Raw genomic sequence first — 25,112 nt, 5'->3', positions numbered from 1 at the left:
CGCCGCGCTGCTGGCGCGGCCGCAGGAGATCGTCGACCGGATCGCCCCCGCCTTCCCCGCCGATCGCGTGTGGTTGGTGCGGGTCCTCGGCGCCCGGCTGCTCCTCCAGCACGGTGCGGTGCTGGCCGCTCCCGGTCGCCGGCTCGTGCGGCTGAGCTCGGCCGTCGACCTGGTGCACGCCGCGAGCATGGTTCCGTTCGTCGCGTCACCCCGCTACGGGCGGCCGCCCGCGCCAGCGGCGCCCTGGCCGCCGCCTATGCGGGCGTCGCGCTCGCGGCGGCGCCCCGCTCAGAAGGCCGGTAGCACCAGCAGCGCGGTCGGCAGGAGCAGGAGCAGCCCGGCCACCGCGAGGGCCGAGATCCGCGCGCTCACCGGCAGCGGCCGGGGCGGCTCGAGCAGCCGGATCACCCGGCTGCGCAGTTCGCCGCCGGTGACGGCGAGCGCCCCGGCGGGCACTCCGCCGTTCCCCCCGGCGGCGGCCACGATGGCCTCGGCCAGGGTCCGCCGCGGGGTCGGCCCGGCGAGCGAGCGCAGCGCGACGTCGTCCGCCCGCATCTCGACCAGCTCCCGTACCGCGGCGTGCGCCCGCGCGGCGGCCGGCAGCAGCGGCAATGCGGCAGCCCAGGCGACGAACGGCAGGAGCAGCAGGTGGTGCCGCTCGCGCAGGTGCGCCCGCTCGTGCGCGACCACCGCCGCGAGCTGGGCGTCGTCCAGCTCCTCGACCATGCCCGACGACAGCACGAGCAGCGGCCGCGCGCCCGGGATGCAGAAGGCGACGGGGGCGGGGTGCTCCAGCAGCCGCGCGTCGGGCAGTTCCGTCGAGGGCCGCACCACGAGCTCGAGCAGCGCGCGGTGCCGTCGGCGGGTGCGGGTCGTCCGCCACCACGACAGCAGCAGGACGCCGACCAGCTCGGCGGCGAGCACGCCGGCCAGCGTCAGGGTGACCCAGTGGTCGCCGCGGACCCGTTCGGCGGCCGGGCTCCCCGTCAGCACCGACCAGACCGCCTCGGGCAGCGAGTGGCCCCACGGCGCCAGCCCGTGCACCAGCAGGGCGCCGATGATCGACAGCCCACCCGCGAGCCCGATCGCCTGCCAGCAGACCAGCGCCACCACCGGGTCGCGCCCCGGCCACCGGGCGCGCCCGAGCAGCGCCGGCACCGGCCAGGCGAGCAGCGCGGCGAGAACGGCCAGGGCGGCCGCGGTGACGGGCAGCACCGGGCCGGTCAGGCGCCGTCGCGGGCCAGGAGCTCGCGCAGCAGCCGGGCCTCGTCCTCGTTCACGCTGCCCACGAACCGCGCGAGCACGGCCTGCCGGTCGGCGGCCTGGCCGAGCACCTCGTGCATGAGCTCGGCGGCGTGCTCCTCGCGGCTGGCGCGGGGCCAGAACCGCCGCGGCCGGGCCTCGTCGTGGACGACGAACCCCTTCTGCTCCAGCCGGGTGAGCACCGTGTGGACCGTGGTCAGCGCGACGCCGCGGCCGGCGAGCCCGTCCCGCAGCGCGGTCGCCGCGACCGGGCCGTCCGCGGCCCACAGCAGCTCCATGACCGCGCGCTCCAGCTCCCCCAGCGATGCCACGGCGCCTCCTGTCTCGCGTCTCACACCCACGTCTTCTACGTGTCGTAGAAATGCTCTTCTACGCGGCGTAGAAAGAACGTGACGATCGTACGACGGACTCGAGGGAGCGCGGACGTGGACGTGCTGGACATCGCGCGCTGGCAGTTCGGCATCACCACCGTCTACCACTTCCTTATGGTGCCGCTGACCATCGGTCTCGGCGTGCTGGTCGCGGTCATGCACACGATGTGGGTGCGGACGGACAAGCCGGAGTGGCTGCGGATGACCCGGTTCTGGGGCCGGATCTACCTGATCAACTTCGTGCTCGGCGTCGCGACCGGTCTCGTTCAGGAGTTCCAGTTCGGGCTGGCCTGGAGCGAGTACTCGCGCTTCGTCGGCGACGTGTTCGGCTCGCTGCTGGCGCTGGAGGCGCTGCTCGCCTTCTTCCTGGAGTCGACGTTCCTGGGGCTGTGGATCTTCGGCTGGGGGCGCATCCCGAAGAAGCTGCACCTGGCCGCGCTGTGGGCCGCGGTGATCGGCTCGATCGTCAGCGCCTACTTCATCATCGCGGCGAACTCGTGGATGCAGCACCCGGTGGGAGTCGTCACCGACGACGGGACCGGCCGGCCGGTGCAGGTCGACTTCCTCGCCGTCCTGACCAACAACACCGCGCTCGCCGCCTTCAGCCACGCGATCGTGGCCGCGCTCATGGTCGCCGGGGCGCTGCTCGTGGGCATCGGGCTGTGGCACCTGCGCCGCCGGAAGCTGGCCGCGCAGCCGAAGGACGTCGACGACCTGGTCTGGCGGCGCTCGGTGCGGCTCGGTGGCTGGGTGTCGCTGGTCGCCTTCGTGCTGGTCGCCCTCACCGGGGACTGGCAGGGGAAGCTCATGTACCAGCAGCAGCCGCTGAAGATGAGCTCGGCCGAGGCACTCTGCGACACCGAGGCGCCGGCGTCGTTCTCGATCTTCGCCTGGGGGAAGCTCGGCTCGAACGAGTGCGACGACGTCCACTCGATCACCGTTCCCTACCTGCTCTCCTACCTCGCGCACGGCGACTTCTCGACGGCCGTGCCGGGCGTCAACGAGCTGCAGGAGGAGTACGCCGCGGTCTACGGCGAGACCTACCCCGACGACCCCTCGCGCTTCGGCGACAAGGCAGGGCAGCCCATCGACTACGCGCCGGTCCTCGCCGTCACCTACTGGAGCTTCCGGCTGATGATCGGCATGGGCGCGGTGTCGGCGGCGGTCGCCGCCTACGCGCTGTGGGCGACGCGGCGCGGCCGCGTGCCCACCTCGCGGATCGGCGTCCACGGCGCGCTGCTCGCCGTCGCCGCGCCGTTCGTCGCCAACGCGACCGGCTGGATCTTCACCGAGATGGGCCGCCAGCCCTTCGTCGTCCACCCGAACCCCGACGTCCCGGTCGAGGACCAGGTGTACTTTTTCACCGCCCAGGCGGTGTCGCCGGGCATCAGCGCCGCCGAGGTCTGGACGTCGCTGGGCGCCCTCACCCTCGTGTACGGCGCGCTCGCCGTCGTCGAGCTGTGGCTGATCACCCGCTTCGTCCGGGCCGGCGTGACCACGGGCGACGGCGCGCCGACCCCCGGCTCCCCGCCCCAGGGACACCCGGACGACAGCCGACACGACGACGGGGTGTCCGGCGGCCGCGACGACGTCCTCTCCTTCGCCCACTGAGAATCGGGGACCCGACATGGATCTGCAGACCCTCTGGTTCGCCGCCGTCGCCCTGCTGTGGACCGGCTTCCTGCTGCTCGAGGGCTTCGACTTCGGCGTGGCCGCGCTGCTGCCGGTGCTGGGCCGGAAGGCCGCCGACCGGCATCTGATGCTGCGCACCATCGGCCCCCTGTGGGACGGCAACGAGGTCTGGCTGATCACCGCGGTCGGCGCCGTGTTCGCCGCCTTCCCCGGCTGGTACGCCACCTGGCTCCCCGCGCTCTACCTGCCGTTCGTGCTCGTGCTCTTCGGCCTGATCATCCGGGCGGTCGCCTTCGAGTGGCGGCACTCGCACCACTCCGCCTCGTGGGACGCGACCTGGACCCGGGTCATCACCACCGGCTCGCTCATCGCGGCGCTCGGCATCGGTGCGGCGCTGGGCGCGACCACGCTGGGTCTGCCCATCGACGCCGACGGCAACCGGGTCGGCGGCGCGTTCGCGGGCCTGAGCTGGTCGGCACTGCTCGGCGCGGTCGCGGTGCTCTCCTTCTCCGTCGTCCACGGCGCGGTGTTCCTGTCGCTGAAGACCGACGGACCGATGCGGACCGCCGCCCGGCGGCTCGCGCTGCGGCTCATGCCGGTCGCGGCGCTGCCGCTGCTGGCGTGGGCCGGGATCGTGCACCTGCGGTACGGCGCCGCCCTCACCGGGCTGCTGTGGGCGGTCGCCGCGCTCGCGGTGCTCGTGGCCTGGGGCCGGCTGCGGGTCGGCCGCGAGGGCCAGGCCTTCGCCGCATGGGGCGCGATGCTGGTCGCCGCGGCCGCCACCATCTTCGGTGCCGCCTACCCCGTCGTCATCCCGTCGACGATCGACGGCGCCTTCGACGTCACCGTCGCCGACGCGTCGGTCAGCGACTACACGCTGACCGTGATGACCTGGGCGGCGGGCGTCGGACTGCCCGTGGTGCTGGGCTACCAGGCGTGGACCTACTGGGTCTTCCGGAAGCGGCTGACCGCCGAGCCGGTGCACCCGTGACGACCGGAACCGCGGTTCCGGCAGCTGGGACCGCGACCGGAACCGCGGTTCCGGCTCCTGGGGGGCGCGGGCCGCTGGGTGCGCTGGCGGCGGTGCCGGGTCTGCGGGGTGCGCTGCTCCGCGCGGCCGTCGCGGCACTGGCCGCGACCGCCGGTCTGGTGCTGCTCGCCGCCGGTCTGGCGCACGCCGTCGCCCGGGCCGCCGGGTACGCCGACGGCGCCGTGACGACGCCGCTCGTCCTGGCCGCCGGCGGCGTCGCGCTGCGGGCCGTCGCCACGACCGCCGGCCAGGCGCTCGCCGACCGGGACGCCCGCCGCGCGGAGGACCGGCTGCGTCGGGCGCTCCTGGAGCGCCTGGCCGTGTCCCCCGCCGCGGTCGACGCGGCGGGCGGACCGGGCCCCGCCGCGGTCCTGGCCACCACCCGGCTGCACGACCTCGGCCCCGCGCTGGCCACCTACCTGCCGGCGCTGGCCCAGACCATGGTCGTCCCTCCGGCACTGCTGGTCGTCCTGGCCTGGACCGATCTGCTCTCCGCCGTGCTGGTCGCGGTCACGCTGCCGCTGGTGCCGGTGTTCATGGTGCTGGTCGGCCGGCACTCGCGGGCCGCGACCGCCGACTCGGCGCGGGCGCTGGACCGGATCGCCGCGCACGTCGCCGAGCTGGTGCGCGGGCTGCCGGTGCTGGTGGGGCTCGGCCGCGCCGCCGACCAGGCCCGGGCGCTCGCCTCGCTCGGCGCGGCACACCGCGTGCGCACGCTCGCGACGCTGCGGATCGCGTTCCTCTCGGCGCTGGTGCTGGAGCTGATCGCGACGATGTCGGTCGCGCTGGTCGCGGTCACGGTGGGCCTCCGCCTCGTGCACGGCGACCTGGCGCTGGCCGTCGGCCTCACCGCGCTGCTGCTCGCCCCCGAGGCGTTCGCGCCCCTCCGCGCCCTCGGAGCGGCACACCATGCCGCCGAGGACGCCTCGCTCGCGGCGGCGGAGGCCGGTGCGGTGCTCGCGGCGCCCGCCGGCGCGGCGGCAGCCGTGGTCACCGACGACGACCCCCGCGGCGCCGACGTCGTCGTGTCGGGGCTCGGCGTGCGGTACCCGGGCCGGCCGGTGCCCGCGCTCGCGCCGGTGGACCTCGCCGTCCGCCCGGGCGAACTGGTGGCCCTGCGCGGCGCGAGCGGGTCGGGCAAGTCGACGCTGCTGGCCGCCCTGGCCCGGCTGCTGCCCCCGACGGCGATCGTGACCGGCACGGTGACCGGCGTCCCGGCCGGTGCGCTCGCCTGGGCGCCGCAGTTCCCCCGGACCACCGGCGCCACCGTCGCGGACGAACTGCGCCGGCACGCGGCCGCCGAACCCGGCGTGGACGCCGTCGTCGCCGAGGCCCACGTCGTCGAGGCGCTGGCGCGGGTCGGGGCGACCGGCCTGGCCGGGCGGGCACCGGAGTCGCTCTCGCCCGGCGAGCTCCAGCTGGTCGCCCTGGCCCGAGCGCTGGTCCGTGTGCGGCGGGGCGCCCGGCTGCTGCTGCTCGACGAGCCGACGGCGCACCTGGACGACGCCGCCCGCGCGCGCGTCACCGCGGTGCTCGCCGGACTGCGCGGCACCGTGACGATCCTGGTCGCGACCCACGACCCGGGACCGGTCTCCCTGGCCGACCGCTCGGTCGACCTGCCCTCCCCGGTCCCCGTCCCGCTTCCGGTACCGGAAGCCGAGCCGTCCCGGCCGGCTTTCGGTACCGGAAGCCGGGCAGTGGAGGCCGTCGACCGGCCTGCGCGGGTGGGCCGGTCGCTGGGGCGGGCGGTGCTCGCCGGGGCGGCCTCGTCGCTCGCCGGCATCGCGCTCACCGCCGTCTCGGGCTGGCTGATCGTGCGGGCCGCGGAGATGCCGCCGATCCTCACGCTGATGGTGGCGATCGTCGGCGTCCGCTTCTTCGGACTGGGTCGCGCGCTGCTGCGCTGGCTGGAGCGCATGACCGCGCACGACGCCGCGCTGCGGTTGGCCGCAGACCTCCGCGTGCGGGTGTGGCGGGCGCTCGCCGCCCAGGGGCCCGCGGCCGACCGCACTCCCGGGTCCGCCCTGGCGACCGCGATCGGGGACGTCGGCGTGGTGCAGGACCTCACCGTGCGGGTGCGCCCACCGCTGCGGGTCGCCGCCGTCGTCCCGGCGGTCGCCGTCGCGGCCCTGGCGCTCGTCGACCCCGCCGCCGGCCTCGCGGTCGGGACCCTCCTGGCGGTCACCGCGGCACTCGTGGTCCTGGTCCACCGCCGGCTGGACGCCGGCGCCGCCCGGGCCGAGAGCGCGCTGCGGGTCGCCGCGCTGCGGAACACGAGCACCCTGCTCGAGGGCGCGGCCGATCTCCGGGCGCACGGGCTGGCCGCGCGGGTGGCCGCCGACCTCACCGCGGTCGCCGACGGCGGCACCGGGATCTCCCGCGCCCGCAGCCGGGCCGCGGCGGTCGGCACCGGCGTGGTCGTGCTCGGCACCGGCCTGGCCGCCGTCCTCGCGGCAGCGGTGGGCGCGCTGGGCGGCCTCCCCGGTCCGGCACTGGCCGTCGTCGCCCTGGCCCCGCTCGCGCTGGCCGAGCCGCTGGCCGGTCTGGTCGGTGGCCTGCAGCGGCGCGGTGCGCTGGCCGACGCGCAGGACCGGATCGACGCCGTCCTGACCGCACCGGTGCCGGCCGACCCGGCCGCACCCCGGCCGGCACCGGCGGCCGTCTCCGAGCTGACCACCGACGGCCTGACCGCCGGCTGGCCGGGCGGGCCGGACGTGCTGCGGCGGCTCGACGTGACCGCGGACCGCGACGGCTGGCTGGTCGTCCGCGGGCCGTCCGGCACCGGCAAGTCGACGTTCCTGGCGGTGCTCATGGCCGCGCTGCGCCCGCGCGCGGGCACCTACGCCCTCGACGGCGCGGACACGGCGGAGATGACCGGCGACGACGTGCGCGCGCGGATGGCCTGGCTGCCGCAGGAGGCGCACGTCTTCGCGTCGACGATCAGGGCCAACCTGGCGCTCGCGGCGCCGCGCGGGGAGCTGGCCGGCGCCGACGGCGAGGCACGGATGCACGCGGCACTCACCGCGACCGGGCTCGGCGGACTGCTGGCCGCGCTGCCCGAGGGCCTCGACACCGAGATCGGCGCCGGCGGCACGGCGCTGTCCGGTGGCGAGCGCCGACGGCTGGCCGCGGCGCGGGCCCTGCTCACCCGGCGGGACGTCGTCCTGCTGGACGAGCCGACCGCGCACCTGGACCCGCCGACCGCCGCCGCCCTGGTCGACGACCTGCGCGCCGCACTGGCCGGCCGAGTCGTCGTGTGCGTGACGCACGACGACGGCGTGGCGCGGCCCGGCGACACCGTCGTCCGGCTGCACCGGGGCGCGGCCGTGCGGGCGGGGACCTGAATCGTCGTACCGCGGGTGCAGGGTGTCGGCCATGGACGCTTCCTTCACCGGCCACGTGTTCCTCGGCATGAGCGTCGACGGGTTCATCGCCCGCCTCGACGGCGACATCGCCTGGCTCACCGGCGGCGCCGACGCCAACTCCGGGCCGGACGACGGCGCCGGCGGCGACTTCGGCTTCACCGAGTTCGTCGCCGGCATCGACGCGCTGGTCATGGGCCGCGCCACGTACGACGTCATCGCACCGTTCGACGAGTGGCCCTACCAGGGCAAGCCGGTGCACGTGCTGAGCACGACGCTGACGCCCGGCGCCGACGACCGGATCACCGTGCACCGCTCCTACGAGGAGGCGGTCACCGCGCTGACCGAGGCGCGGTACCGGCGGGTGTACGTCGACGGCGGGCGCACGGTCCACCAGTTCCTGCGGGCCGGGCTGGTCGCCGACCTGACCCTGTCGCGGGTGCCGGTGCTCATCGGCACCGGGCACACGCCGTTCGGCGAGCTCGACGCCGACATCGCGCTGGAACACGTCGACACGAGGACGTTCCCCGGTGGCATGGTGCAGAGCACCTACCGGGTGAAGTGACCCCTCACGCGGCCGGGACGTCGACGGGGATCTCGACGCCGAGGCGGGCGCCCTGCAGCAGGTCCAGGTCGTCGCCGGACCAGAAGCTGCCCGGGTCGTAGGCGTTGAGCGGCCGGTCATCGGGGAGCAGGCCCATGGCGGTGTAGGTCGCGGCCACCAGCTCGGCGCAGAAGACGGTCTCCGCCGAGGTCCGCCGCCGCAGCCGGCCGTTGACCCAGCCGCGGACCAGGCCGCGGGTGGTCGGGAACGGCCGGCCGTCCAGGCGCGCGATGGTGCGCAGGACGGCGTCCTCCATTTCCGGCGTCACGCCGCCGTCGTCGGCCGGGCCGACCAGCTGCCGGAGCCAGGCGCGCTGGCCGTACCGGTGCCGCCAGGTGGTGACGGCGTCGCGGAGGTCGTGCAGCTGCACGCCGCGCTGGTGCTGGCCGGTCCAGGCGTCGGGCAGGGACCGGCCGAGTTCGGCGTGCCAGAGGAGGGGCGGCATGTCCTCGAGGACGACCGCCATGCCGACGTGGTTCACCGGCGCGTTGGTCACCGCCCGGATCGCGCGGTCGGCGATCGAGGCGCCGCGGAAGACCCACACGTCGCCGGTGCGGGTGAGGTCGACCGCCTCGTCCAGGGAGAGCTGGGGCACGGGCCAGTAGGTTACGGACCGTGCGCCTCTGGAAGATCCTGGGACTGGCCGGTCTGGCGGGTGTCGCGGCCGGTGGCGCCGTGCTGGCCCGCAACGAACGGCAGCGCCGCGCCTACACAGCCGACGACGTCCGGGCGCGGCTGCACGAGCGGCACGCCTCGCTGGACGAGGAGCCGGAGCCGGCGCCACCCACCGTCGCCGAACTGCGTGCCGGCCGCACGCACCGCGTCGCCCGTCTCCTCCGCCGCCGCTGACCGGTCACACGCCGGCCGGGGCCTCCGGCAGGACGACGACGCCGTCGGCGTCCGCGCACAGCCACTCCCCCTCGCGGAACACCACCCCGGCGAAGACGACCGGGATGCCGGCCTGACCGGAGTGCAGGCCGCGCTGGCTCTTGCGCGGGAACGCGCCGAGCGCCCGGACGCCGAGGGGCTGCTCGGCCAGCTCGTCGGCGTCCCGGATGCAGCCGTAGACGACGACGCCGGCCCAGCCGTTCGTGGCGGCCGAGACGGCCAGGTTGCCGCCGACCAGCCCGCAGCGCTTGGAGCCGCCGCCGTCGACCACCAGCACCCGGCCCTCCCCCGGGCTCTCGACCGCCTGCTTGATCAGCGTGTTGTCCTCGAACACCTTGAGCGTGGCGATCGGGCCGCTGAAGCGTCGGTTGCCGCCGAAGACCTGGAACACCGGTTCGCAGACCTGGATCTCGGGATGGGCGTCGCACAGATCGGTGGTGGCGTAGGTCATGGCAGCTCGTTCTCCCGGAGTCACGCGGAGGTTATAACCTATAACCAGTGACCGAGGAGTGACAGTGACGGCGTCCCCCGAATCCGGCGAACCGGGTTTCGCCACCAAGAGCGACCTGGCCTACACCCGGGTCCGCGCCCTCATCCTGTCCGGCGACCTGGCACCCGGGGACGTGCTGCAGCAGGGTGCCCTCGCCCGGGCCATCGGCATGAGCACCACTCCCCTGCGCGAGGCACTGCGCCGCCTGAAGCAGGACGGGCTGGTCGAGCTCGACGCCCACCGGGACGCGCGGGTGCGACCCCTGGACGCCGCCGAAGCACGCGATCTGCTCGAGCTGCGCGGCAGCCTCGACCCGTTGGCCGCGTCCCTCGCCGCGCAGCGGCGGACGCAGGCCGATGTGGCGGACATCCGGAGCGCGCTCGAGGGCCTGGAGTCGCTGGGTGACCGACCGTCGGCGCACCAGTTGGCGAGCCACCACCGGTTCCACGCCGCCATCCACCGCGCGTCGCACAACGCCCTGCTCGTGGAACTGCTCGACGGGCTCTGGGTCAAGACCGACCGCTACCGCAGGCACGGACTCGAAGGCGGCCGGACGGACGACGAGCGCGACGCACGCGCGACCGAGCACCGGCAGCTGTTCGAGGCGGTCCGCGACGGAGCCGCCGACGAAGCGGCCGCCCTCATGCGGCGGCACGTCGAGACGAGCCTCGGGGCACGGTCCCTCGGCCGACTGACCCACGAGGAGCCGGCGTCCGGACGGCAGGGGTGACCCCGGGACGCCGCCTCCTGGCCCTGCTCCTCCTGCACTCGGCGCTCACCCAGGTCGTCACCTTCGTCCTCCGGCCGACATCGGCGTACCGGGCGCTCGAACTGGGCGTCCCGGCCGCCTGGCTGGGAGCGCTCACCGCCTCCTTCGCCGTCGTCCCGCTGCTGCTCGCCGTGCCGTCCGGACAGGCGACCGACCGCTTCGGGGAGCGCCGGGTGATGCTCGCCGGCGGGGTGCTGATCGTGGTGTCGGCGGCGGTGTTCGCCACCGAGCGCGGCGGCGCCGCCGGGCTGGTGGTGGCGAGCGTGCTCCTGGGCACGGGACATCTGCTGTCCGTGGTCGGGCAGCAGGCCGCCGTGGCCAACACCGCCGCTCCGGGCAGGTTCGACGCAGCCTTCGGCTACTACACGTTCGCGGCGTCGCTGGGGCAGGCGGCCGGCCCTGCCCTCATCACGCTGATGGGCGGGGAGGGCGCACTGCCCGACACCCGGCCGATCTTCCTCACCGCGACGGTCCTGGGCGTCGTCCTGCTGATCTGCACCGCGTTGCTCCGGATGCCTCCCAGGCACGCGTCGGGGGAGCTGACCGAGGGCCGTGGCATGCGGACACTGCTGCGCGTGCCGGGTCTCCTGCGGGCCCTGCTGGTGAGCTGCGTCGTCCTCGCGGCCGTGGACATCACCCTCGTCTACCTGCCGGCACTCGGCGCCGACCGCGGCCTGGCAGCCGGCTTCGTCGGCCTGCTGCTGACGCTGCGCGCGGTGGCGTCGATGACGTCCCGATTCTTCCTCGGCCGCCTCGTGGCGCTGGTCGGCCGACGCCGGCTCATGATCACCAGCGTGGCGCTCTCGGCTGCCTCGATGGGTGCGATCGCCGTCCCGCTGCCCGCGGCCGTCACCGTCGTGCTGGTCGTCCTGCTCGGACTGGGACTGGGTGTCGGCCAGCCGGTCACCATGTCGTGGCTCGCCGAGGTGGCCCCGGCCGGTCTCCGTGGCCGCGCGATGTCGCTGCGGCTCACCGGCAACCGGCTCGGGCAGGTGCTCATCCCGAGCGCCGTGGGGCTCGTGGCCGCCGGCGTGGGAGCGGCCGGAGTCCTCGTCGCCACCGCCGGCGCACTGGCCGTCGTGGGGGTCGCGGCCCGGCGCCTGGCGGTCGACGGCGGTCGCGCCACCTAGCTCCCGGCGATGCGCTCCACCACCGCGGCGGTGAACTCGTCGGTCGACGCCTGACCGCCGAGGTCGCGCGTGGCCACTCCCCCGAGCACCGCCGCGCGGACGCCCTCCTCCACCCGGACGGCGGCGTCGGCCGCCATCGCGTCGCCGTTCCGGGTGCCGAGCCAGTCGAGGAGCATGGCCGAGGACAGGATCATCGCGATCGGGTTGGCCAGCCCCTTGCCGGCGATGTCGGGAGCGGACCCGTGCGCGGCCTGGGCCATGCAGCGGTCGTCGGAGGCGTTGATCGACGGCGCGATGCCGAGGGAGCCGGCCAGCTCGCCGGCCATGTCGGACAGGATGTCGCCGAACATGTTCTCGGCGACGAGGACATCGAAGGACGACGCCCGGCGGAGCAGGTGCACGGTCGTCGCGTCCATGTGGAAGTCGTCGACCTCGACGTCCGGGTAGCCCTCGGCCACCTCCAGGCACACCCTCTTGAACAACCCGGAGGACAGCTGCAGCACGTTGGCCTTGTGCACGATCGTCACCTTGCCCCGCCGACGCCGGGCCAGCTCGAACGCGGTGCGGGCGATCCGCTCGACGGCCGGGCGGGTGAAGATGCCGAGACAGACCGCGACGTCGGCCGACGGCATGAACTCACCCGTGCCGGCGTAGGTGTTGCGGTCGGCGTAGAACCCTTCCGTGTTCTCCCGGACGATCACCAGGTCGGTGTCCGGAGCGATGGCCTTGCCACCTCCGAACCCCCGTGCGGGGCGGATGTTCGCGTACAGGTCGAAGTGCTTGCGGATCGCGCCGCTCGGGTTGAGCTGACTGCGGTTCGGCTCGGGGTAGGCGGCGCTGTCGTGCGGGCCGAGCAGCCAGCCGTCCAGCTCGGCGAGCGCGGTCAGCGTCGCGGGCGGGATGGCACTGCCGTGCTCGTCGATGGCCGAGGCCCCGAGCGGCAGCTCCCGCCAGTCGACGGGGTCGGCACCGGCGGCGGCGAGGGCGGCGTCGACCACCCGTACCGACGCGGGAACGATCTCCGGGCCGATGCCGTCGCCGAGCATGACGCCGAGGCGGTAGTTCTTCATGGCACTCACTCCGAGACGGGGGCGGTGGCGGCGGGCTCGTCCAGAACCCACCAGGTGCGGACGTCGACGAACTCGCGGATCCCCGCAGCGGCCAGCTCGCGGCCGTAGCCGCTGGCCCGGGTACCGCCGAAGGGCATGCGCGGGTCGGAGGCGACCAGCGCGTTGACGAAGGCGGCGCCGGAGCGGATCCGGCGGGCGACGGCGACCCCGCGCTCGGGGTCGGTCGTCCAGACGCTGGCGCCGAGGCCGAAGCGGGTGTCGTTGGCGATGCGGACCGCGTCGTCGTCGCCGTCGGCCACGATGACCGCGGCCACGGGACCGAAGACCTCCTCGTCGTAGGCGACCTGGCCCGGCGCGACCCCGGCGAGGACGGTCGGGGCGTAGAAGCAGCCGGGACCCTCCAGCGGCCGGCCGCCGGTGAGCACCCTTGCCCCCGCCTCGACCGAGGCCTCGACTTGCCGGTGGACGCCGTCGCGCAGGTCGGCCCGGGCCATCGGCCCGACGTGCGTGCCGTCCTTCTCGGGGTCGCCGACGACCAGGGACTCGACCTCGGTCACGAGCAGCCGGGTGAACTCCTCGGCCACCGACGCGTCGACGATCAGCCGCTTCGGCGAGATGCAGCTCTGCCCGGCGTTCATCAGCCGGCCGCGCGCGGCCAGGGCGGCGACCCGCGGCAGATCGGCGTCGGCGAGGACGACGAAGGCGTCGGAGCCGCCGAGCTCGAGGACCGACTTCTTGATCGAGTCGCCGGCCGCTGCGCCGACCGCCCGGCCGGCCCGCTCGCTGCCGGTGATCGTCACCGCGCCGATCCGCGGGTCCGCGATCAGCCGCTGCGTGACGGCGGGGACGTCGGCCTCGGCGACGACGAGCGCCCCGAACAGCCCCTCCGGCGCGCCGGCGGCGGCGACGACGCGCTGCACCGCGACGGCGCACCCGGTCGTGTTGGGCGAGTGCTTGAGCAGGGCGCCGTTGCCGGCCATGAGGGCCGGGGCGGCGAAGCGCAGCACCTGCCAGAGCGGGAAGTTCCACGGCATGACGGCGAGCACGACGCCGACCGGCTCGTAGGAGATCCAGCTGCGGTCAGCGGAGGTCACGACCGGCTCGTCGGCGAGGTAGACCGCGGCGTTGTCGGCGTAGTAGTCGCAGGTCGTCGCGCACTTCTCGACCTCGGCCCGCGCCTCGACCAGCGGCTTGCCCATCTCCCGCGTGACCAGAAGAGCCAGATCCGCGGTTTCGGTCCTCAGGATCTGGGCGACGCGGCGGAGGACGGCGGCGCGGTCCTCGATGGGCCGCGCGGCCCACCTCCGCTGCGCCTCGCTGGCGGCGGTCAGCGCGGCGTCGACCTCGGCGTCGGTGAACGTGGCGTACTCGGCCAGCGGCTCGCCGGTCGCGGGGTTGTACGTGACCAGGGTGCTCATGACCTGCGCGCGCCCCGATCGCTCTCCGACAGGTGCTCGAACGTCTCGCCGGTGGCGGTGATGGTGCGGGTGACGTCGCGCCCGCCGTAGACCCAGTAGATGGTCATCGGCCCCTCCCCGCGGTTGCGGAAGCAGTGCGGGACGCCCGCCGGGACCCAGGTGGCCTGGCCGGCCACGAGGTCGAACTCCTCGTCGCCGACGACGGCCGTCGCCTCGCCCTCGTGGACCAGCACCGACTCCTCGACGTTGTGCGAGTGCAGCGGGATGCCCGTGCCGGGCGAGAACACGGTCATCCCGGTCGTGATCCTGTTCTCCTGGCAGTTCCACTTGCCGACGAACGGGATCGTGACGACGCCGTTGCCGCGGTCGAAGCGCTCGATCTCCTCCGGGCGCAGGACCATCGACGGCGGGGCGGGCTGGTTGCGCATCAGGACTCCTCGGTGGTGTGGGTGACCAGCAGCGAGCCCGTCGTGTTGACCTGGTTCGCGACGACCTCGGCGGCGACGGTGCGCCACTGGGCGAAGTGGGGGGCGCCCTTGTGCGCGGCGAAGGCCGCCTCGTCGACGTACAGCTCGTACAGGAGGAAGCGGTTCTCGTCGCCGGCGACGGAGCAGACGTCGAACCGCAGGCAGCCGGGTTCGTCGCGCACCGAGGCCTCCGCGTTGGCCGCGATACCGGCCAGGAACTCCGCGCGCCGGCCGGGCCGGACCTCCATCCGCACCACCAGGCTGAACATCCGCCGTCCTTCCGCTCCGAGTCGTTGTATGCAACCTTGTATACAAGAGACCGAACCTGTTGGGAAGGGGGCGCGATGACCGCGCAGCGATCCACGCCGGAGGAGCTCCGGTCGTTCGGCAGCCAGGTGCTCCGGGCGCTCGGCGTACCGGCGCTCGACGCCGATCTGGTCGCCGACAGCCTCGTGCAGGCGGACCTCTGGGGGCACGGCTCGCACGGGATGCTGCGCCTCCCCTGGTACGCGGCGCGCCTCCGCAGCGGGGCGATGGCCGCCGTCACGGATCCGGTGGTGCTGGCCGACACCGGCCCCCTGGTGCTGCTCGACGGGCGGGACGGCGTCGGCCAGGTGCTCACCGAGCGGGCCCGGGTGCTCGCCGTGAAGCGCGCCCGCGCGCACGGCATCGGCGCGGTCGGCGTCCGCAACTCCAACCACTTCGGGACGGCGATGTGGTTCACCCGCCGCGCCGCCCGGGACGGCGTGGTCGCCGTCCTCACCACGAACGCGAGCCCGGCCATGGCGCCCTGGGGCGGCCGGCGGAAGGTACTCGGCACCAATCCGTGGTCGATCGCGGCACCGGCGCCCGACGGGCGGGTCGTGGCGGTCGACATCGCCAACACCGCGGTGGCCCGCGGCAAGATCTACCTGGCCAGGAACAAGGGCGAGCCGATTCCCGACGGCTGGGCGCTGACCGGCGACGGGGCGCCCACGACCGACCCCGCGGAGGGCGTGCTCGGCGTCGTCCTGCCCATGGCGGGGCACAAGGGGTACGCGATCACGTTCCTGATGGACGTGCTCTCGGGCGCCCTCACCGGCAGCGGCGTCGGCACAGAGGTCCACGGGCCGTACGAGCCGGCGGCGCGCAGCCGCGCCGGTCACCTGTTCCTGGCGATCGACCCCGCCGCGCTCGGGGACCCGGCAGACTACGAGGAGCGGGTCCGGCGACTGATCGACGAGGTGAAGGACGTGCCCCTGGCACAGGGCTTCGACGAGGTGTTCTACCCGGGCGAGGTGGAGGACCGCGCCGAGGCGGCGAACCTGGCCGCCGGCGGGGTGACCCTCGCCGCGGAGTCGCTCGCCGAGCTGCGTCGGCTGGGCGACGAGACCGGTGTGCCGTTCGGGAGCTCACGGTGACCGACCTCGGGCCGAGCAAGGCCGACCAGGTCCATGCGCAGCTCAAGGAGGAGATCGAGCTCGGCGAGCTGGCTCCCGGGACGCCCCTGTCGGAGCTGTGGCTCGTGGAGCGCACCGGCGCGTCCCGGACCCCGGTCCGCGAGGCGCTGAGGAGGCTGGCCGCCGAGGGCCTCGTCGACCTCACGCCGCGCCTGGGTGCCCGGGTGTCCCGGGTGTCGGCGCAGAGCGTCCGCGACCTGTTCGAGTACCGGCAGCTGCTCGAGCCGGCCGCGATCCGCCAGGCCACGCAGACCGCCGCGGCCGATCCGGCGACGCGGCAGGCGTTCGCCGACATGCGGGCCGGCTTCGCGCGCATCCAGGGCCGCTCGCCGTCCCAGGAGCGGTCGCGCGCGTTCTACGAGCTGGCCGACCGCTTCGACTGGGCGATCATCGGCGCGACGCGCAACGAGCACCTGCGGCGGGCGATCGCCGACCTGCGGCCGCACACCGCGCGGCTGCGCAACCTCTCCCATCTCGACCCGCAACGCACCGACGTGTCCGTCGGCGAGCACCTCGCGATCTGCGACGCCCTGCTGGCCGGGGACGCCGACGCCGCGGCGACGCTCATCGCCGGGCACCTCGCGGAGAGCGTGCGGACGATCTTCCGCAACCTCGCCGAAGCGCCGTCCGACGGCGTCGAGCTCCTCGGCTGAGCGACCGAAACCGCGGTTCCGGCCCCCGGTGGCCGCGACCGAAACCGCGGTTCTGGTCGTCAGTAGGTTGCTTTGACTGCCAGGACGGGGCAGTTGGCGTCGAGCAGGATCCGCTGCGCCTGGCTGCCGGTGATGAGCTTCCCGGTCGGCGTCCGCCTCCGCAGGCCGATCACGATGAGGCTGGCCTTGACCCGGTCGGCCGCGTCGACGACCTCGTCCGAGGCGTCATGGCTGCTCACGTGCTGGTCGATCTCGTACACGACACCGGCGGCGTCGAGCTTCGCCCGGACGGCGGTCAGCGCGTCCTCCGAGGCGAACCGGCTGTCGACCAGCGAGTCGCCGCGGGAGGTGTTGACCACGTGCAGCGGCTGCTCGCGGAGCCCGGCCTCGCTGATCGCGGCGGAGAGCGCGGCCTCTCCCTCGGGGGTGGGGACGTAGCCCACGACGATCGTCATGGGCGCAGCGTGGCCGAGCCCACAGCCGGCGTCAGCTTTGCGGCGCTAACGGACGTTCCGGTCATTGCGGTCACGCCCGGCGCGGGCCCCGCATCGTGAACCGCCGCTCCGGCCGGCCCGCCGTCCCGTACCGCTGCCGCACCTCGGCCTCCCCGACGGTGACCAGCTGCTCCAGGTAGCGCCGGGCACTGACCCGCGCCAGCCCCGTCCGCTCGCTGCACTCCGTCGCCGAGAGGCCGCCCTCCCCCGCCGCGGCGAGCGTCTCGCGGACCAGCGCCAGCGTCTCCGGCGCGATGCCCTTCGGGGTGCTGACCGGCTGCCGCACCGCGCTCCCCCGTGCCGTGCCGAACAGGCGGTCCACGTCACCCTGGCCGGCCTCGCCCAGCTCGGACAGCTCGCTGCGCAGCGCGGCGTAGTCCCGCAGCCGCGCCTCGAACGTGCGCCGGTCGAACGGCTTGACCAGGTAGTTCAGGACCCCGCCGTGCAGCGCGGTGCGGATGCTGTCGACGTCCCTGGCGGCGCTGATGACGATGACATCGGTGTCTGCCCCGTTCGCCCGCAACCGGCGCAGCACGTCCAGTCCGGTCGTGTCGGGCAGGTAGACGTCGAGCAGCACCAGGTCGGGGCGGAGGCGCCGGACCTCGTCCAGCGCCGCGGCCCCGGTGGACGCGGTGCCGACGACCTCGAAACCGTCGAGCGCGGCGACGAACCCGGCGTGCACCTTCGCCACCATGAAGTCGTCGTCGACGATGAGCACGCGGATCATGCGTCCACCAGCGTGCCGTCCACGGTCTGCGCGTCGACCGGCAGCCGGGCGGTGAAGACCGACCCACCCTCCGACGATGCCGTCGCGTCGCCGCCCCGCCGGGTGCACAGCAGGTGCACCAGGGAGAGGCCGATGCCCCGCTCGCCCGGTCCGGCCGTCTTCGTCGAGACGCCGCGGCGGAAGACCTCCTTCTCCATCCCCGGCGGCACGCCGGGCCCCGAGTCGCGGACCACGACCTCGACCTCGCCGTCCACCAGGCCGACGCTCACCTCGACCCAGCGCTGCGGCGCGGTCGCGGCGGCGTCCAGGGCGTTGTCCACCAGGTTGCCGACGACGGTCGTCACGTCGCCGCTGAGCTCCTCGGCCAGGGCCGGCAGCGACGAGTCCGGCGCGATGCGCAGGTCGACGCCGAGCTCGGCCGCCTGGCTGGCCTTCGCGATCAGCAGGGCGGCGACCGACGGGTCCCGGATCGACGACGTCACCGCGGCGCTGAACTCCGACCGGCTGGAGGTCACGCGGTGGACGAAGCGGACCGCCTCCTCGGCCTCGCCGATCTCGATGAGTCCGGCGATCGTGTGCAGCCGGTTGTCGAACTCGTGCGCCTGGGCCCGCAGCGTGTCGGTGACGTGCATGGTCAGGTCCAGCTCGCGGCGCAGCTCGAGCAGTTCCGTGCGGTCGCGCAGAGTGGTGACCGAGCCGATCGCCCGGCCGCGGCTGGAGATCGGCAGCCGGTTGACCACGAGCACGCGGCCCTGGCTGCCGACCGCCCGGTCGCGCTCCACCTGACCGGTGAGCAGCGCGTCGCGCATCTCCTCGTCGACCCCGAGCTCCTCGAGCGTTCGACCGATCGCGTCGCCCGGTATGCGCAGCAGCCGGATCGCCTCGTCGTTCACGAGCGTGACCCGGCCGCGCGTGTCCAGGCCCACGACCCCTTCCCGGATGCCGTGCAGCATGGCGTCCCGGTGCTCGACCAGGCCGACGATCTCCTTCGGCTCCAGGCCCAGGGTCTGCCGCTTCACCCGGCGGGCGATGAGCAGCGATCCGCCGATCCCGATGAGGCTGGCCACGCCGAGGTAGGTGAGCAGGTTCGGGGCGGCTTCGTTCAGGCCGTCGAGCAACGACGGGTAGAACCGGGTGACGACGACGAAGCCTTCCGTGTCCCGTCGGGGGCCGGTCAGCACGGGCACCATCGCGACTGCGGCGGGCCGGCCCCTGAACTCGCGCTCCCCCACCCACGCCCGGCCCTCCAGGATCGTGCTCTCGCCCACGGGGAAGGGCTTGCCGAGCTCGGCCGGGTCGGCGCTCGCGACCACCGTCCGGTCGTCCAGCGCGACGACGACCGAGGCGGACCCGGACACGCTGCGGGTGCTCTCGGCCGCGATCCGGACGTAGGCGGCCTCGCGCTCCTCGAGGGCCTCGCGGAAGATCCGGGCGTTGGCCAGGGTCTCGGCCACGCCGAGCGCCCGGCGGCCTTCGGACTCCTGGGCACGGCTGGTCGACTGGGCGACGGTGACCGCGGCGACGCCGACGAGGACGACGCAGATGATGACCACCTGCAGCGCCAGCAGCTGGCCGGCCAGCGACAGCCGCTTGCTCACGGCTCCTCCCGTCGACGCGCTGGATCTCCGGTCGGGACCCGGCCGGTGATCCACAGGACACCACGGCGACACGCCGTTGTCGCCGGTGTGGCCGTGACCACAACGACCACAACGCTCATTGCGCACTCAAGGGTGACACGCGCCACGCCGGTTGCGACCTTCGCTGCGACGGCGGGCCCCCGCCGGACGACACAGGAGGACTCAGATGCGTACTGCTTCCGTGCGGAAGCTGGCCGTCGGCGCTGTCGCCGTCGGCCTGGTGCTGACCGGGTGCGGGACCACCGCGGAGGGCGGGTCGGCCGCCGACGGCGCTGACGGCCCGATCGACGGTCTCCGCGTATTGATCCCGAACTCCGCGGGCAGCGGTTACGACACCACCGGCCGGGCGGTCGCCGAGGTGCTGGAGGGCGAGGAGCTCGCCTCGAACATCGAGGTGTTCAACCTCGAGGGCGCCGGCGGCACGGTCGGTCTCCAGCGACTGGTCAACGAGGAGGGCAACGCCAAGATGCTCATGCAGATGGGCCTCGGCGTCGTCGGCGCGCAGTTCAGCAACCAGTCCGAGGCGACCCTCGACCAGACCACGCCGATCGCCAAGCTGATCGAGGAGGCCGAGGCGATCGTCGTCCCCGCCGAGTCCCCGTTCCAGTCGATCGACGACCTCGTCGAGGCGTGGAAGGACGACCCCGCCAACGTCCCCGTCGGCGGCGCCTCCAACCCCGGTGGCCCCGACCACCTGACGCCCATGCTGCTGGCGCAGGAGGTCGGCGTCGACCCCGTCGACGTCAACTACGTGCCCTACGACGGCGGCGGTGAGCTGCTGGCCGGCATCCTCGGCGGGGACGTCCAGTTCGCCGCGACCGGCGTCGGCGAGGTCAGCGAGCCGGCCGCGGCGGGTCAGGTCCGCATCCTCGCCGTCACCAGCGAGGAGCCCGTCGAGGGCGTCGACGCTCCCACCCTCACCGAGGAGGGCATCGACCTGGTGTTCGCCAACTGGCGGGGCATCGTGGCGGCACCGGGCATCTCGGAGGAGGAGACCCAGCGCTTCGTCGACGCGGTCACCGAGATGCACGACAGCGAGGCGTGGCAGGCGGTGCTCGAGGAACAGGGCTGGACCGACGCGTTCATCCCCGGCGAGGACTTCACGGACTTCCTCGCCGAGGAGAGCGACCGCGTCGAGACGGTCATGAGCGAGCTGGGCCTGGCATGAGCTCCGCCGCCCCCGGCGGCACCCAGGAGCAGGGCCGCTCCGAACTCGGAGTGGCCCTGTTCCTCGGGGCTCTCGGGATCCTGCTGATCGTCCAGGCGCTCCTCCTCCCGGAGAGCCGGATCGCCCGCGGCCCGGTCGGGCCCGGCGCCGTCCCGACCGCCGTCGGGATCCTGCTGGTGGTCGTCGCCGGCTTCCTCGCCGTCGACGTGTGGCGCGGCGGGCGCGGTGAGCCGGAAGGCGGCGAGGACATCGAACTCACCGGCCGCAGCGACTGGAGGACGGTCGGCCTGCTCGCCGCCGCGTTCATCGCCAACGCCCTGCTCATCGAGCCGCTCGGCTGGCCGATCTCCGGCGCCATCCTCTTCTGGGGATCCGCCTTCGCGCTCGGCAGCCGGCACTACATCCGCGACGCCGCGATCGCGGTCGTCCTGTCGTTCGGCACCTGGTACTTGTTCGTCCTCGGTCTCGGCACCAGCCTGCCGGTCGGCATCCTGAAGGGCATCCTCTGATGGACGCGTTGACCGAACTGATCGGCGGTTTCGGGACGGCGCTGACGCCGACGAACCTGCTCTACGCATTCCTCGGCGTGCTGCTGGGGACCGCGATCGGCGTCCTGCCCGGCATCGGCCCGGCCATGACGATCGCCCTGCTGCTCCCGCTGACGCGGGGGCTGGACGTCACCACCGCGATCATCATGTTCGCCGGCATCTACTACGGCGGCATGTACGGCGGGTCCACGACCTCGATCCTGCTCAACACCCCCGGCGAGAGCGCGTCCGTGGTGACCGCGGTCGAGGGCAACAAGATGGCCAAGAGCGGACGAGCCGCGCAGGCCCTGGCCACCGCCGCGATCGGTTCCTTCGTCGCGGGCACCATCGCCACCCTGCTGCTGGCGTTCGTGGCTCCGGTGATCGCCGATCTCGCCATCGAGGTCTCGCCCGCCGACACGTTCGCGCTGATGCTCCTCGCCTTCGTCGCCGTCACCTCCGTGCTCGGCAGCTCACGCGTCCGCGGTCTGGCCGCGCTGGGCATCGGGCTGGCGATCGGCCTCATCGGCATCGACTTCACCTCGGGTCAGCAGCGGCTCACCTTCGGCGTCCCGGAGCTCGCCGACGGCATCGACGTCATCGTCGTGGCGGTCGGCCTGTTCGCCGTCGGCGAGGCGCTCTGGACGGCGGCCCACCTCCGCCGGCGGCCCCTGGACATCACGCCGGTGAGCAACCCGCGGATGAGCCGGGAGGACTGGAGGCGGTCGTGGAAGCCGTGGTTGCGAGGCACCGCCATCGGCTTCCCCTTCGGCGCGATCCCCGCCGGCGGCGCCGAGATCCCGACGTTCCTCTCCTACGTCACCGAGCGGCGGTTGTCCAAGCACCCGGAGCAGTTCGGCAAGGGCGCCATCGAGGGAGTGGCCGGCCCGGAGGCCACGAACAACGCCTCGGCCGCGGGCGGCCTGGTCCCGCTCCTGACCCTGGGCATCCCCACCACCGCGACCGCGGCGGTCATGCTCGCGGCGATCACGACCTACGGCATCGAGCCCGGCCCCCGGCTGTTCGAGACCGAGCCGGTCCTGGTCTGGGGCCTGATCGCCAGCCTGTTCATCGGCAACACGGCGCTGCTGGTGCTCAACCTGCCACTTGCGCCGCTGTGGGCCCGGCTGCTCCGGATCCCCCGCACGTACCTGTACGCGGGCATCCTCTTCTTCTCCTGCCTCGGTGCCTACGCGGCCGATGCCTCGTCGTTCGACCTCTTCCTGCTGCTGGCGATCGGCGGGCTCGGCTTCATGATGCGGCGGTACGGCCTGCCCATCCTGCCGGCGATCATCGGCGTGATCCTGGGTCCGTTCGCCGAGGAGGAGCTGCGCCAGGCGCTGCAGATCAGCAACGGCGACCTCGGCGGCCTGGTCGACCCGTTCGCCGTCGTCATCTACCTGGTCGTCGGACTGGTGGTCCTGTGGCCGCTGGTCCGCCGGGTGCTCCCCCGCAAGGCGGTCGTCCCGGTCCTCGCCGACGCGGTCCACGAGATCGAGGAGGCGCACCACCAGCACGGGCTCACCTCCGCCGTGTCGGTCGAGCGGCATCCCGGCGACGACCTCGGCGACGGCATCGGCGACAGGGCGCGCAGGAAGCCCGACTTCGGGGAGCCGAGCGGCCTCTAGGAGCCTGGTCGCGGAGGCCGGGAGCGCAGGGAAGCTGTGCTCCCGGCCTCCGTCGCGTTCCGGGCACACTGACGGCCATGCTTCCGTTGATCGGCATCTCCACCTACCGCGAGCAGGCGCGGTGGGGGTTCTGGGACGTGCCGGCCGTCCTGCTGCCGGCCGCCTACGCCGACGCCGTCTCGCGGGCCGGCGGCGAGCCGGTGCTGCTGCCGACCGGGGCGACCACGGCCGGCGTCGTCGCGCGGCTCGACGGGCTGGTGCTCGCCGGCGGCGCCGACGTGGACCCCGCCCGCTACGGCGCCGATCCCGGCCCGCACACCACCGCCACGCGACCCGACCGCGACGCCGCCGAGGTCGCCGTCCTCGAGGCCGCCCTGGACCGGGACCTGCCGCTCCTGGCCATCTGCAGGGGCATGCAGCTGCTCAACGTCCACCTCGGCGGCACCCTGATGCAGCACCTCCCCGCCGTCCCGGGCACCCAGCCGCACCAGCTCGGGCTCGGGATGTACGCCGAGCGGAAGATCCGCACCGATCCCCGCAGCCGGCTCGACGCCGTCCTCGGGCCGACGACCACGGTGAACTGCCACCACCACCAGGCGCTCGACCGGATCGCGCCCGCACTCACCGCCTCGGCCTGGGCCGAGGACGGCCTCGTCGAGGGCGTCGAGGACACCGCCCGCCGGTTCTGCCTCGCCGTGCAGTGGCACCCCGAGACGGGCGATGACGCCCGCCTCTTCGAGGAGCTCGTCGCCGCGACGGCCGGTGGATGACTCAGACCGAGCTCGAACGGGCCTCCGGGTCGATGTCCTCCACGTCGATCGCGCCGTAGCCCTCGGCCTGCGGGTCGCCGTGCAGGCCGCCGGACATCGCGTACTCCTCCTCGGGCGAGAGCACCAGGCGGTGCCGGCCGAAGGCAGCAAAACCGACCAGCGCGACGACGTAGATGACCGCGACGGCGACGATCGCCTCGCGGTAGGCCTCGTTCAGCATGACGCCGACGAAGATCAGCGCAGCGATCGCACCGGCGAACACGGCACCGGCCACCCCGAACGGACTGCGGTAGGGACGGCCGGCGGTCGGGAACTTCCGGCGGAGCAGCACGAACGACACCATCTGCAGCAGGTAGGCGAGGACGGCACCCCACACCGCGATGTTCAGGACGACGTCGCCGACCGTGTCACCGAAGGCCTGGATGCCCAGCAGCGCCGCGAACCCGATGACGGCGCCGACGACCAGTGCGATCCACGGCGTCCTGCGGGCGCCGGTCAGGGACAGCGCCTTGGGGTAGTAGCCGGCCCGGCTGAGCGAGTAGATGTTGCGGCCGTAGGCGAACATGATCCCCTGCAGCGAGGCGAACAGGCCGATCAGCGCGAAGGCCGAGAGGATCGCGGCGACGTCGCTGTTGGGCAGGATGGCGCGGAACCCGTCGAGCAGCGGCTCGTCGGTGCTCCCGATCGCCGAGGCGCCGACGACCGCCGGGTTGAGCACGAGCACGATGCCGCCGCTGACGATCAGCGTGCCCAGGCCCCAGAGGCCGGCGCGCGGGATGTCGCGGGCCGGCATGTGCGACTCCTCGGCGGCCAGCGGGAGCTCCTCGATGCCGAGGTAGAGCCACATGGCGAACGGCATCGCGAGCACGACCTGCCACCAGCCGAACGGCACGAACTCGCTGTTGCCGTCGGTCGGCTCGATGTCGAAGAGGTTGCCGAAGTCCAGGGCACCGGAGAACAGCGCCATGACGGCGAACAGCGCGATGACCGCCAGGGAGAGGACGGCGACGACGACGGCGAACCGGAACGAGACCTCCGCACCGGCGATGTTCAGCAGCAGGAAGATCGCGTAGAGGATGATCCACCACATCCAGCCCGGCATCGACAGGCCGAACAGCTCGTCGGTGATGCTGTCGGCGTAGGAGGCGGAGAAGTAGACGATGACCGCCGTCGTCGCGACGTACTCGATGGTCTCGGCGAGGCCGGTGACGAAGCCGCCCCACGGCCCCATCGCCGAGCGGGCGAAGGAGTAGGCGCCGCCGGTGTGCGGCATGGCCGCCGACATCTCGCCGATGCTGGCGATCATCGCGACGTACATCAGGGTGACGACCACCGTGGCGATGAGGAAGCCGCCCCACCCGGCGCCGCCGACACCGAAGTTCCACCCGGAGAAGTCACCGGAGATGACGGCGGCGACCCCGAGTCCCCACAGTCCCCAGAACCCTGCGGTGCGGGTGAGCCCGCGCTTGTCGAAGTAGCCCTCCTCGGCGTGCTTGTAGGTGATGCCCGAGGCGCCGCGGGGGTGGGGTGCGGACATGCGCGTTCTCCTGACCTGGCAGTGGTGGTGCGGGCCGG

Annotated in this window: 25 protein-coding genes; 13 read left to right on the top strand and 12 right to left on the bottom strand. The window is 73.9% G+C overall.

The annotated features are described in order from the left end of the window. Positions 1-288: 288 nt before the first annotated feature. A complete protein-coding gene (locus tag MVA48_RS00975) occupies positions 289-1,215 on the bottom strand; it encodes a M48 family metalloprotease (RefSeq protein WP_246984732.1) in 927 nt (308 codons plus the stop codon). A gap of 8 nt (positions 1,216-1,223) precedes the next feature. After that, positions 1,224-1,574 (bottom strand): BlaI/MecI/CopY family transcriptional regulator, encoded by a 351-nt coding sequence (locus MVA48_RS00970; protein WP_246984730.1) that lies wholly within the window; start codon positions 1,572-1,574, stop codon positions 1,224-1,226. 114 nt (positions 1,575-1,688) lie between these two features. Between MVA48_RS00970 and MVA48_RS00965 the strand changes: the two genes are divergently transcribed. From MVA48_RS00965 to MVA48_RS00950, 4 genes are all read left to right on the top strand, one after another. After that, positions 1,689-3,245 carry a cytochrome ubiquinol oxidase subunit I gene (locus MVA48_RS00965; RefSeq protein WP_246984728.1) on the top strand — a complete coding sequence of 519 codons (1,557 nt, stop codon included), beginning with the start codon at positions 1,689-1,691 and terminating at the stop codon, positions 3,243-3,245. Positions 3,246-3,261: 16 nt separating this feature from the next. After that, on the top strand, positions 3,262-4,257 hold the full coding sequence (gene cydB / locus MVA48_RS00960; protein ID WP_246984726.1) for a cytochrome d ubiquinol oxidase subunit II: 996 nt from the start codon (positions 3,262-3,264) through the stop codon (positions 4,255-4,257). A gap of 92 nt (positions 4,258-4,349) precedes the next feature. Further along, the gene (gene cydC, locus MVA48_RS00955; protein ID WP_246984723.1) at positions 4,350-7,640 is read left to right on the top strand and encodes a thiol reductant ABC exporter subunit CydC; all 3,291 of its coding nucleotides are present in this window, start codon (positions 4,350-4,352) and stop codon (positions 7,638-7,640) included. A gap of 31 nt (positions 7,641-7,671) precedes the next feature. Then, positions 7,672-8,223 carry a dihydrofolate reductase family protein gene (locus tag MVA48_RS00950; protein WP_246984721.1) on the top strand — a complete coding sequence of 184 codons (552 nt, stop codon included), beginning with the start codon at positions 7,672-7,674 and terminating at the stop codon, positions 8,221-8,223. 4 nt (positions 8,224-8,227) lie between these two features. On the opposite strand, the gene MVA48_RS00945 is transcribed toward MVA48_RS00950, so the two are convergent. Beyond that, on the bottom strand, positions 8,228-8,857 hold the full coding sequence (locus MVA48_RS00945; RefSeq protein ID WP_246984719.1) for a hypothetical protein: 630 nt from the start codon (positions 8,855-8,857) through the stop codon (positions 8,228-8,230). 20 nt (positions 8,858-8,877) lie between these two features. On the opposite strand from MVA48_RS00945, the gene MVA48_RS00940 reads away from it, so the two are divergent. Beyond that, positions 8,878-9,111 (top strand): hypothetical protein, encoded by a 234-nt coding sequence (locus tag MVA48_RS00940; RefSeq protein ID WP_246984717.1) that lies wholly within the window; start codon positions 8,878-8,880, stop codon positions 9,109-9,111. 4 nt (positions 9,112-9,115) lie between these two features. Here MVA48_RS00940 and rraA read toward each other — a convergent pair whose 3' ends face one another. Further along, positions 9,116-9,601: a ribonuclease E activity regulator RraA gene (gene rraA / locus MVA48_RS00935; RefSeq protein ID WP_246984715.1), complete on the bottom strand. Its 486-nt coding sequence runs from the start codon at positions 9,599-9,601 to the stop codon at positions 9,116-9,118. A 64-nt stretch (positions 9,602-9,665) separates the two neighbouring features. Between rraA and MVA48_RS00930 the strand changes: the two genes are divergently transcribed. Together MVA48_RS00930 and MVA48_RS00925 are read left to right on the top strand one after the other, a co-directional pair. Further along, positions 9,666-10,370 carry a GntR family transcriptional regulator gene (locus tag MVA48_RS00930; RefSeq protein WP_246984713.1) on the top strand — a complete coding sequence of 235 codons (705 nt, stop codon included), beginning with the start codon at positions 9,666-9,668 and terminating at the stop codon, positions 10,368-10,370. After that, positions 10,367-11,539 carry an MFS transporter gene (locus MVA48_RS00925; RefSeq protein WP_246984711.1) on the top strand — a complete coding sequence of 391 codons (1,173 nt, stop codon included), beginning with the start codon at positions 10,367-10,369 and terminating at the stop codon, positions 11,537-11,539. The genes MVA48_RS00930 and MVA48_RS00925 overlap by 4 nt, the downstream gene beginning before the upstream one ends. Here MVA48_RS00925 and MVA48_RS00920 read toward each other — a convergent pair. The 4 genes from MVA48_RS00920 to MVA48_RS00905 are packed head-to-tail and all read right to left on the bottom strand — an operon-like array spanning position 11,536 to position 14,763. Continuing rightward, entirely contained in the window at positions 11,536-12,609 is a 1,074-nt protein-coding gene (locus tag MVA48_RS00920) for an isocitrate/isopropylmalate dehydrogenase family protein (RefSeq protein WP_246984709.1), read from the bottom strand. The two genes, MVA48_RS00925 and MVA48_RS00920, sit on opposite strands and share 4 nt — an antisense overlap. Positions 12,610-12,614: 5 nt before the next feature. Further along, entirely contained in the window at positions 12,615-14,027 is a 1,413-nt protein-coding gene (locus MVA48_RS00915) for an NAD-dependent succinate-semialdehyde dehydrogenase (RefSeq protein ID WP_246984707.1), read from the bottom strand. Further along, positions 14,024-14,455, bottom strand: a complete 432-nt coding sequence (locus tag MVA48_RS00910; protein WP_246984699.1) for a cupin domain-containing protein — start codon at positions 14,453-14,455, stop codon at positions 14,024-14,026. The genes MVA48_RS00915 and MVA48_RS00910 overlap by 4 nt, the downstream gene beginning before the upstream one ends. Continuing rightward, the gene (locus MVA48_RS00905; protein WP_246984696.1) at positions 14,455-14,763 is read right to left on the bottom strand and encodes a putative quinol monooxygenase; all 309 of its coding nucleotides are present in this window, start codon (positions 14,761-14,763) and stop codon (positions 14,455-14,457) included. The genes MVA48_RS00910 and MVA48_RS00905 overlap by 1 nt, the downstream gene beginning before the upstream one ends. 75 nt (positions 14,764-14,838) lie before the next feature. Here MVA48_RS00905 and MVA48_RS00900 point away from each other — a divergent pair, with 75 nt between their 5' ends. Beyond that, on the top strand, positions 14,839-15,894 hold the full coding sequence (locus MVA48_RS00900; protein ID WP_246984694.1) for an Ldh family oxidoreductase: 1,056 nt from the start codon (positions 14,839-14,841) through the stop codon (positions 15,892-15,894). Then, entirely contained in the window at positions 15,891-16,586 is a 696-nt protein-coding gene (locus tag MVA48_RS00895; protein WP_246984692.1) for a GntR family transcriptional regulator, read from the top strand. Before MVA48_RS00900 ends, MVA48_RS00895 begins: the two co-directional genes overlap by 4 nt. 59 nt (positions 16,587-16,645) lie before the next feature. On the opposite strand, the gene MVA48_RS00890 is transcribed toward MVA48_RS00895, so the two are convergent. From MVA48_RS00890 to MVA48_RS00880, 3 genes are all read right to left on the bottom strand, one after another. After that, on the bottom strand, positions 16,646-17,041 hold the full coding sequence (locus MVA48_RS00890) for a universal stress protein (RefSeq protein WP_246984689.1): 396 nt from the start codon (positions 17,039-17,041) through the stop codon (positions 16,646-16,648). Positions 17,042-17,111: 70 nt separating this feature from the next. Further along, on the bottom strand, positions 17,112-17,807 hold the full coding sequence (locus tag MVA48_RS00885; RefSeq protein ID WP_246984686.1) for a response regulator: 696 nt from the start codon (positions 17,805-17,807) through the stop codon (positions 17,112-17,114). Beyond that, positions 17,804-19,405: a sensor histidine kinase gene (locus MVA48_RS00880; protein ID WP_246984684.1), complete on the bottom strand. Its 1,602-nt coding sequence runs from the start codon at positions 19,403-19,405 to the stop codon at positions 17,804-17,806. Before MVA48_RS00880 ends, MVA48_RS00885 begins: the two co-directional genes overlap by 4 nt. A gap of 205 nt (positions 19,406-19,610) precedes the next feature. On the opposite strand from MVA48_RS00880, the gene MVA48_RS00875 reads away from it, so the two are divergent. The 4 genes from MVA48_RS00875 to MVA48_RS00860 all read left to right on the top strand — a co-directional run bounded on the left by MVA48_RS00875 (position 19,611) and on the right by MVA48_RS00860 (position 23,537). Then, entirely contained in the window at positions 19,611-20,612 is a 1,002-nt protein-coding gene (locus tag MVA48_RS00875; RefSeq protein ID WP_246984681.1) for a Bug family tripartite tricarboxylate transporter substrate binding protein, read from the top strand. Then, positions 20,609-21,121, top strand: a complete 513-nt coding sequence (locus MVA48_RS00870; protein ID WP_246984678.1) for a tripartite tricarboxylate transporter TctB family protein — start codon at positions 20,609-20,611, stop codon at positions 21,119-21,121. The genes MVA48_RS00875 and MVA48_RS00870 overlap by 4 nt, the downstream gene beginning before the upstream one ends. Beyond that, positions 21,121-22,767, top strand: a complete 1,647-nt coding sequence (locus MVA48_RS00865) for a tripartite tricarboxylate transporter permease (RefSeq protein WP_246984676.1) — start codon at positions 21,121-21,123, stop codon at positions 22,765-22,767. Before MVA48_RS00870 ends, MVA48_RS00865 begins: the two co-directional genes overlap by 1 nt. Before the next feature lie 77 nt (positions 22,768-22,844). Further along, positions 22,845-23,537: a gamma-glutamyl-gamma-aminobutyrate hydrolase family protein gene (locus MVA48_RS00860; RefSeq protein ID WP_246984674.1), complete on the top strand. Its 693-nt coding sequence runs from the start codon at positions 22,845-22,847 to the stop codon at positions 23,535-23,537. Position 23,538: 1 nt separating this feature from the next. Here MVA48_RS00860 and MVA48_RS00855 read toward each other — a convergent pair whose 3' ends face one another. After that, positions 23,539-25,074, bottom strand: a complete 1,536-nt coding sequence (locus MVA48_RS00855) for an amino acid permease (protein ID WP_246984672.1) — start codon at positions 25,072-25,074, stop codon at positions 23,539-23,541. Positions 25,075-25,112 lie beyond the last annotated feature (38 nt).

Origin of the sequence: Blastococcus sp. PRF04-17, from assembly GCF_023016265.1 — a bacterium.
Classification (GTDB): Bacteria; Actinomycetota; Actinomycetes; order Mycobacteriales; family Geodermatophilaceae; genus Blastococcus_B.
Note: the sequence above shows the minus strand (reverse complement) of the source record. Positions and strands in the feature narration are given on the sequence as shown.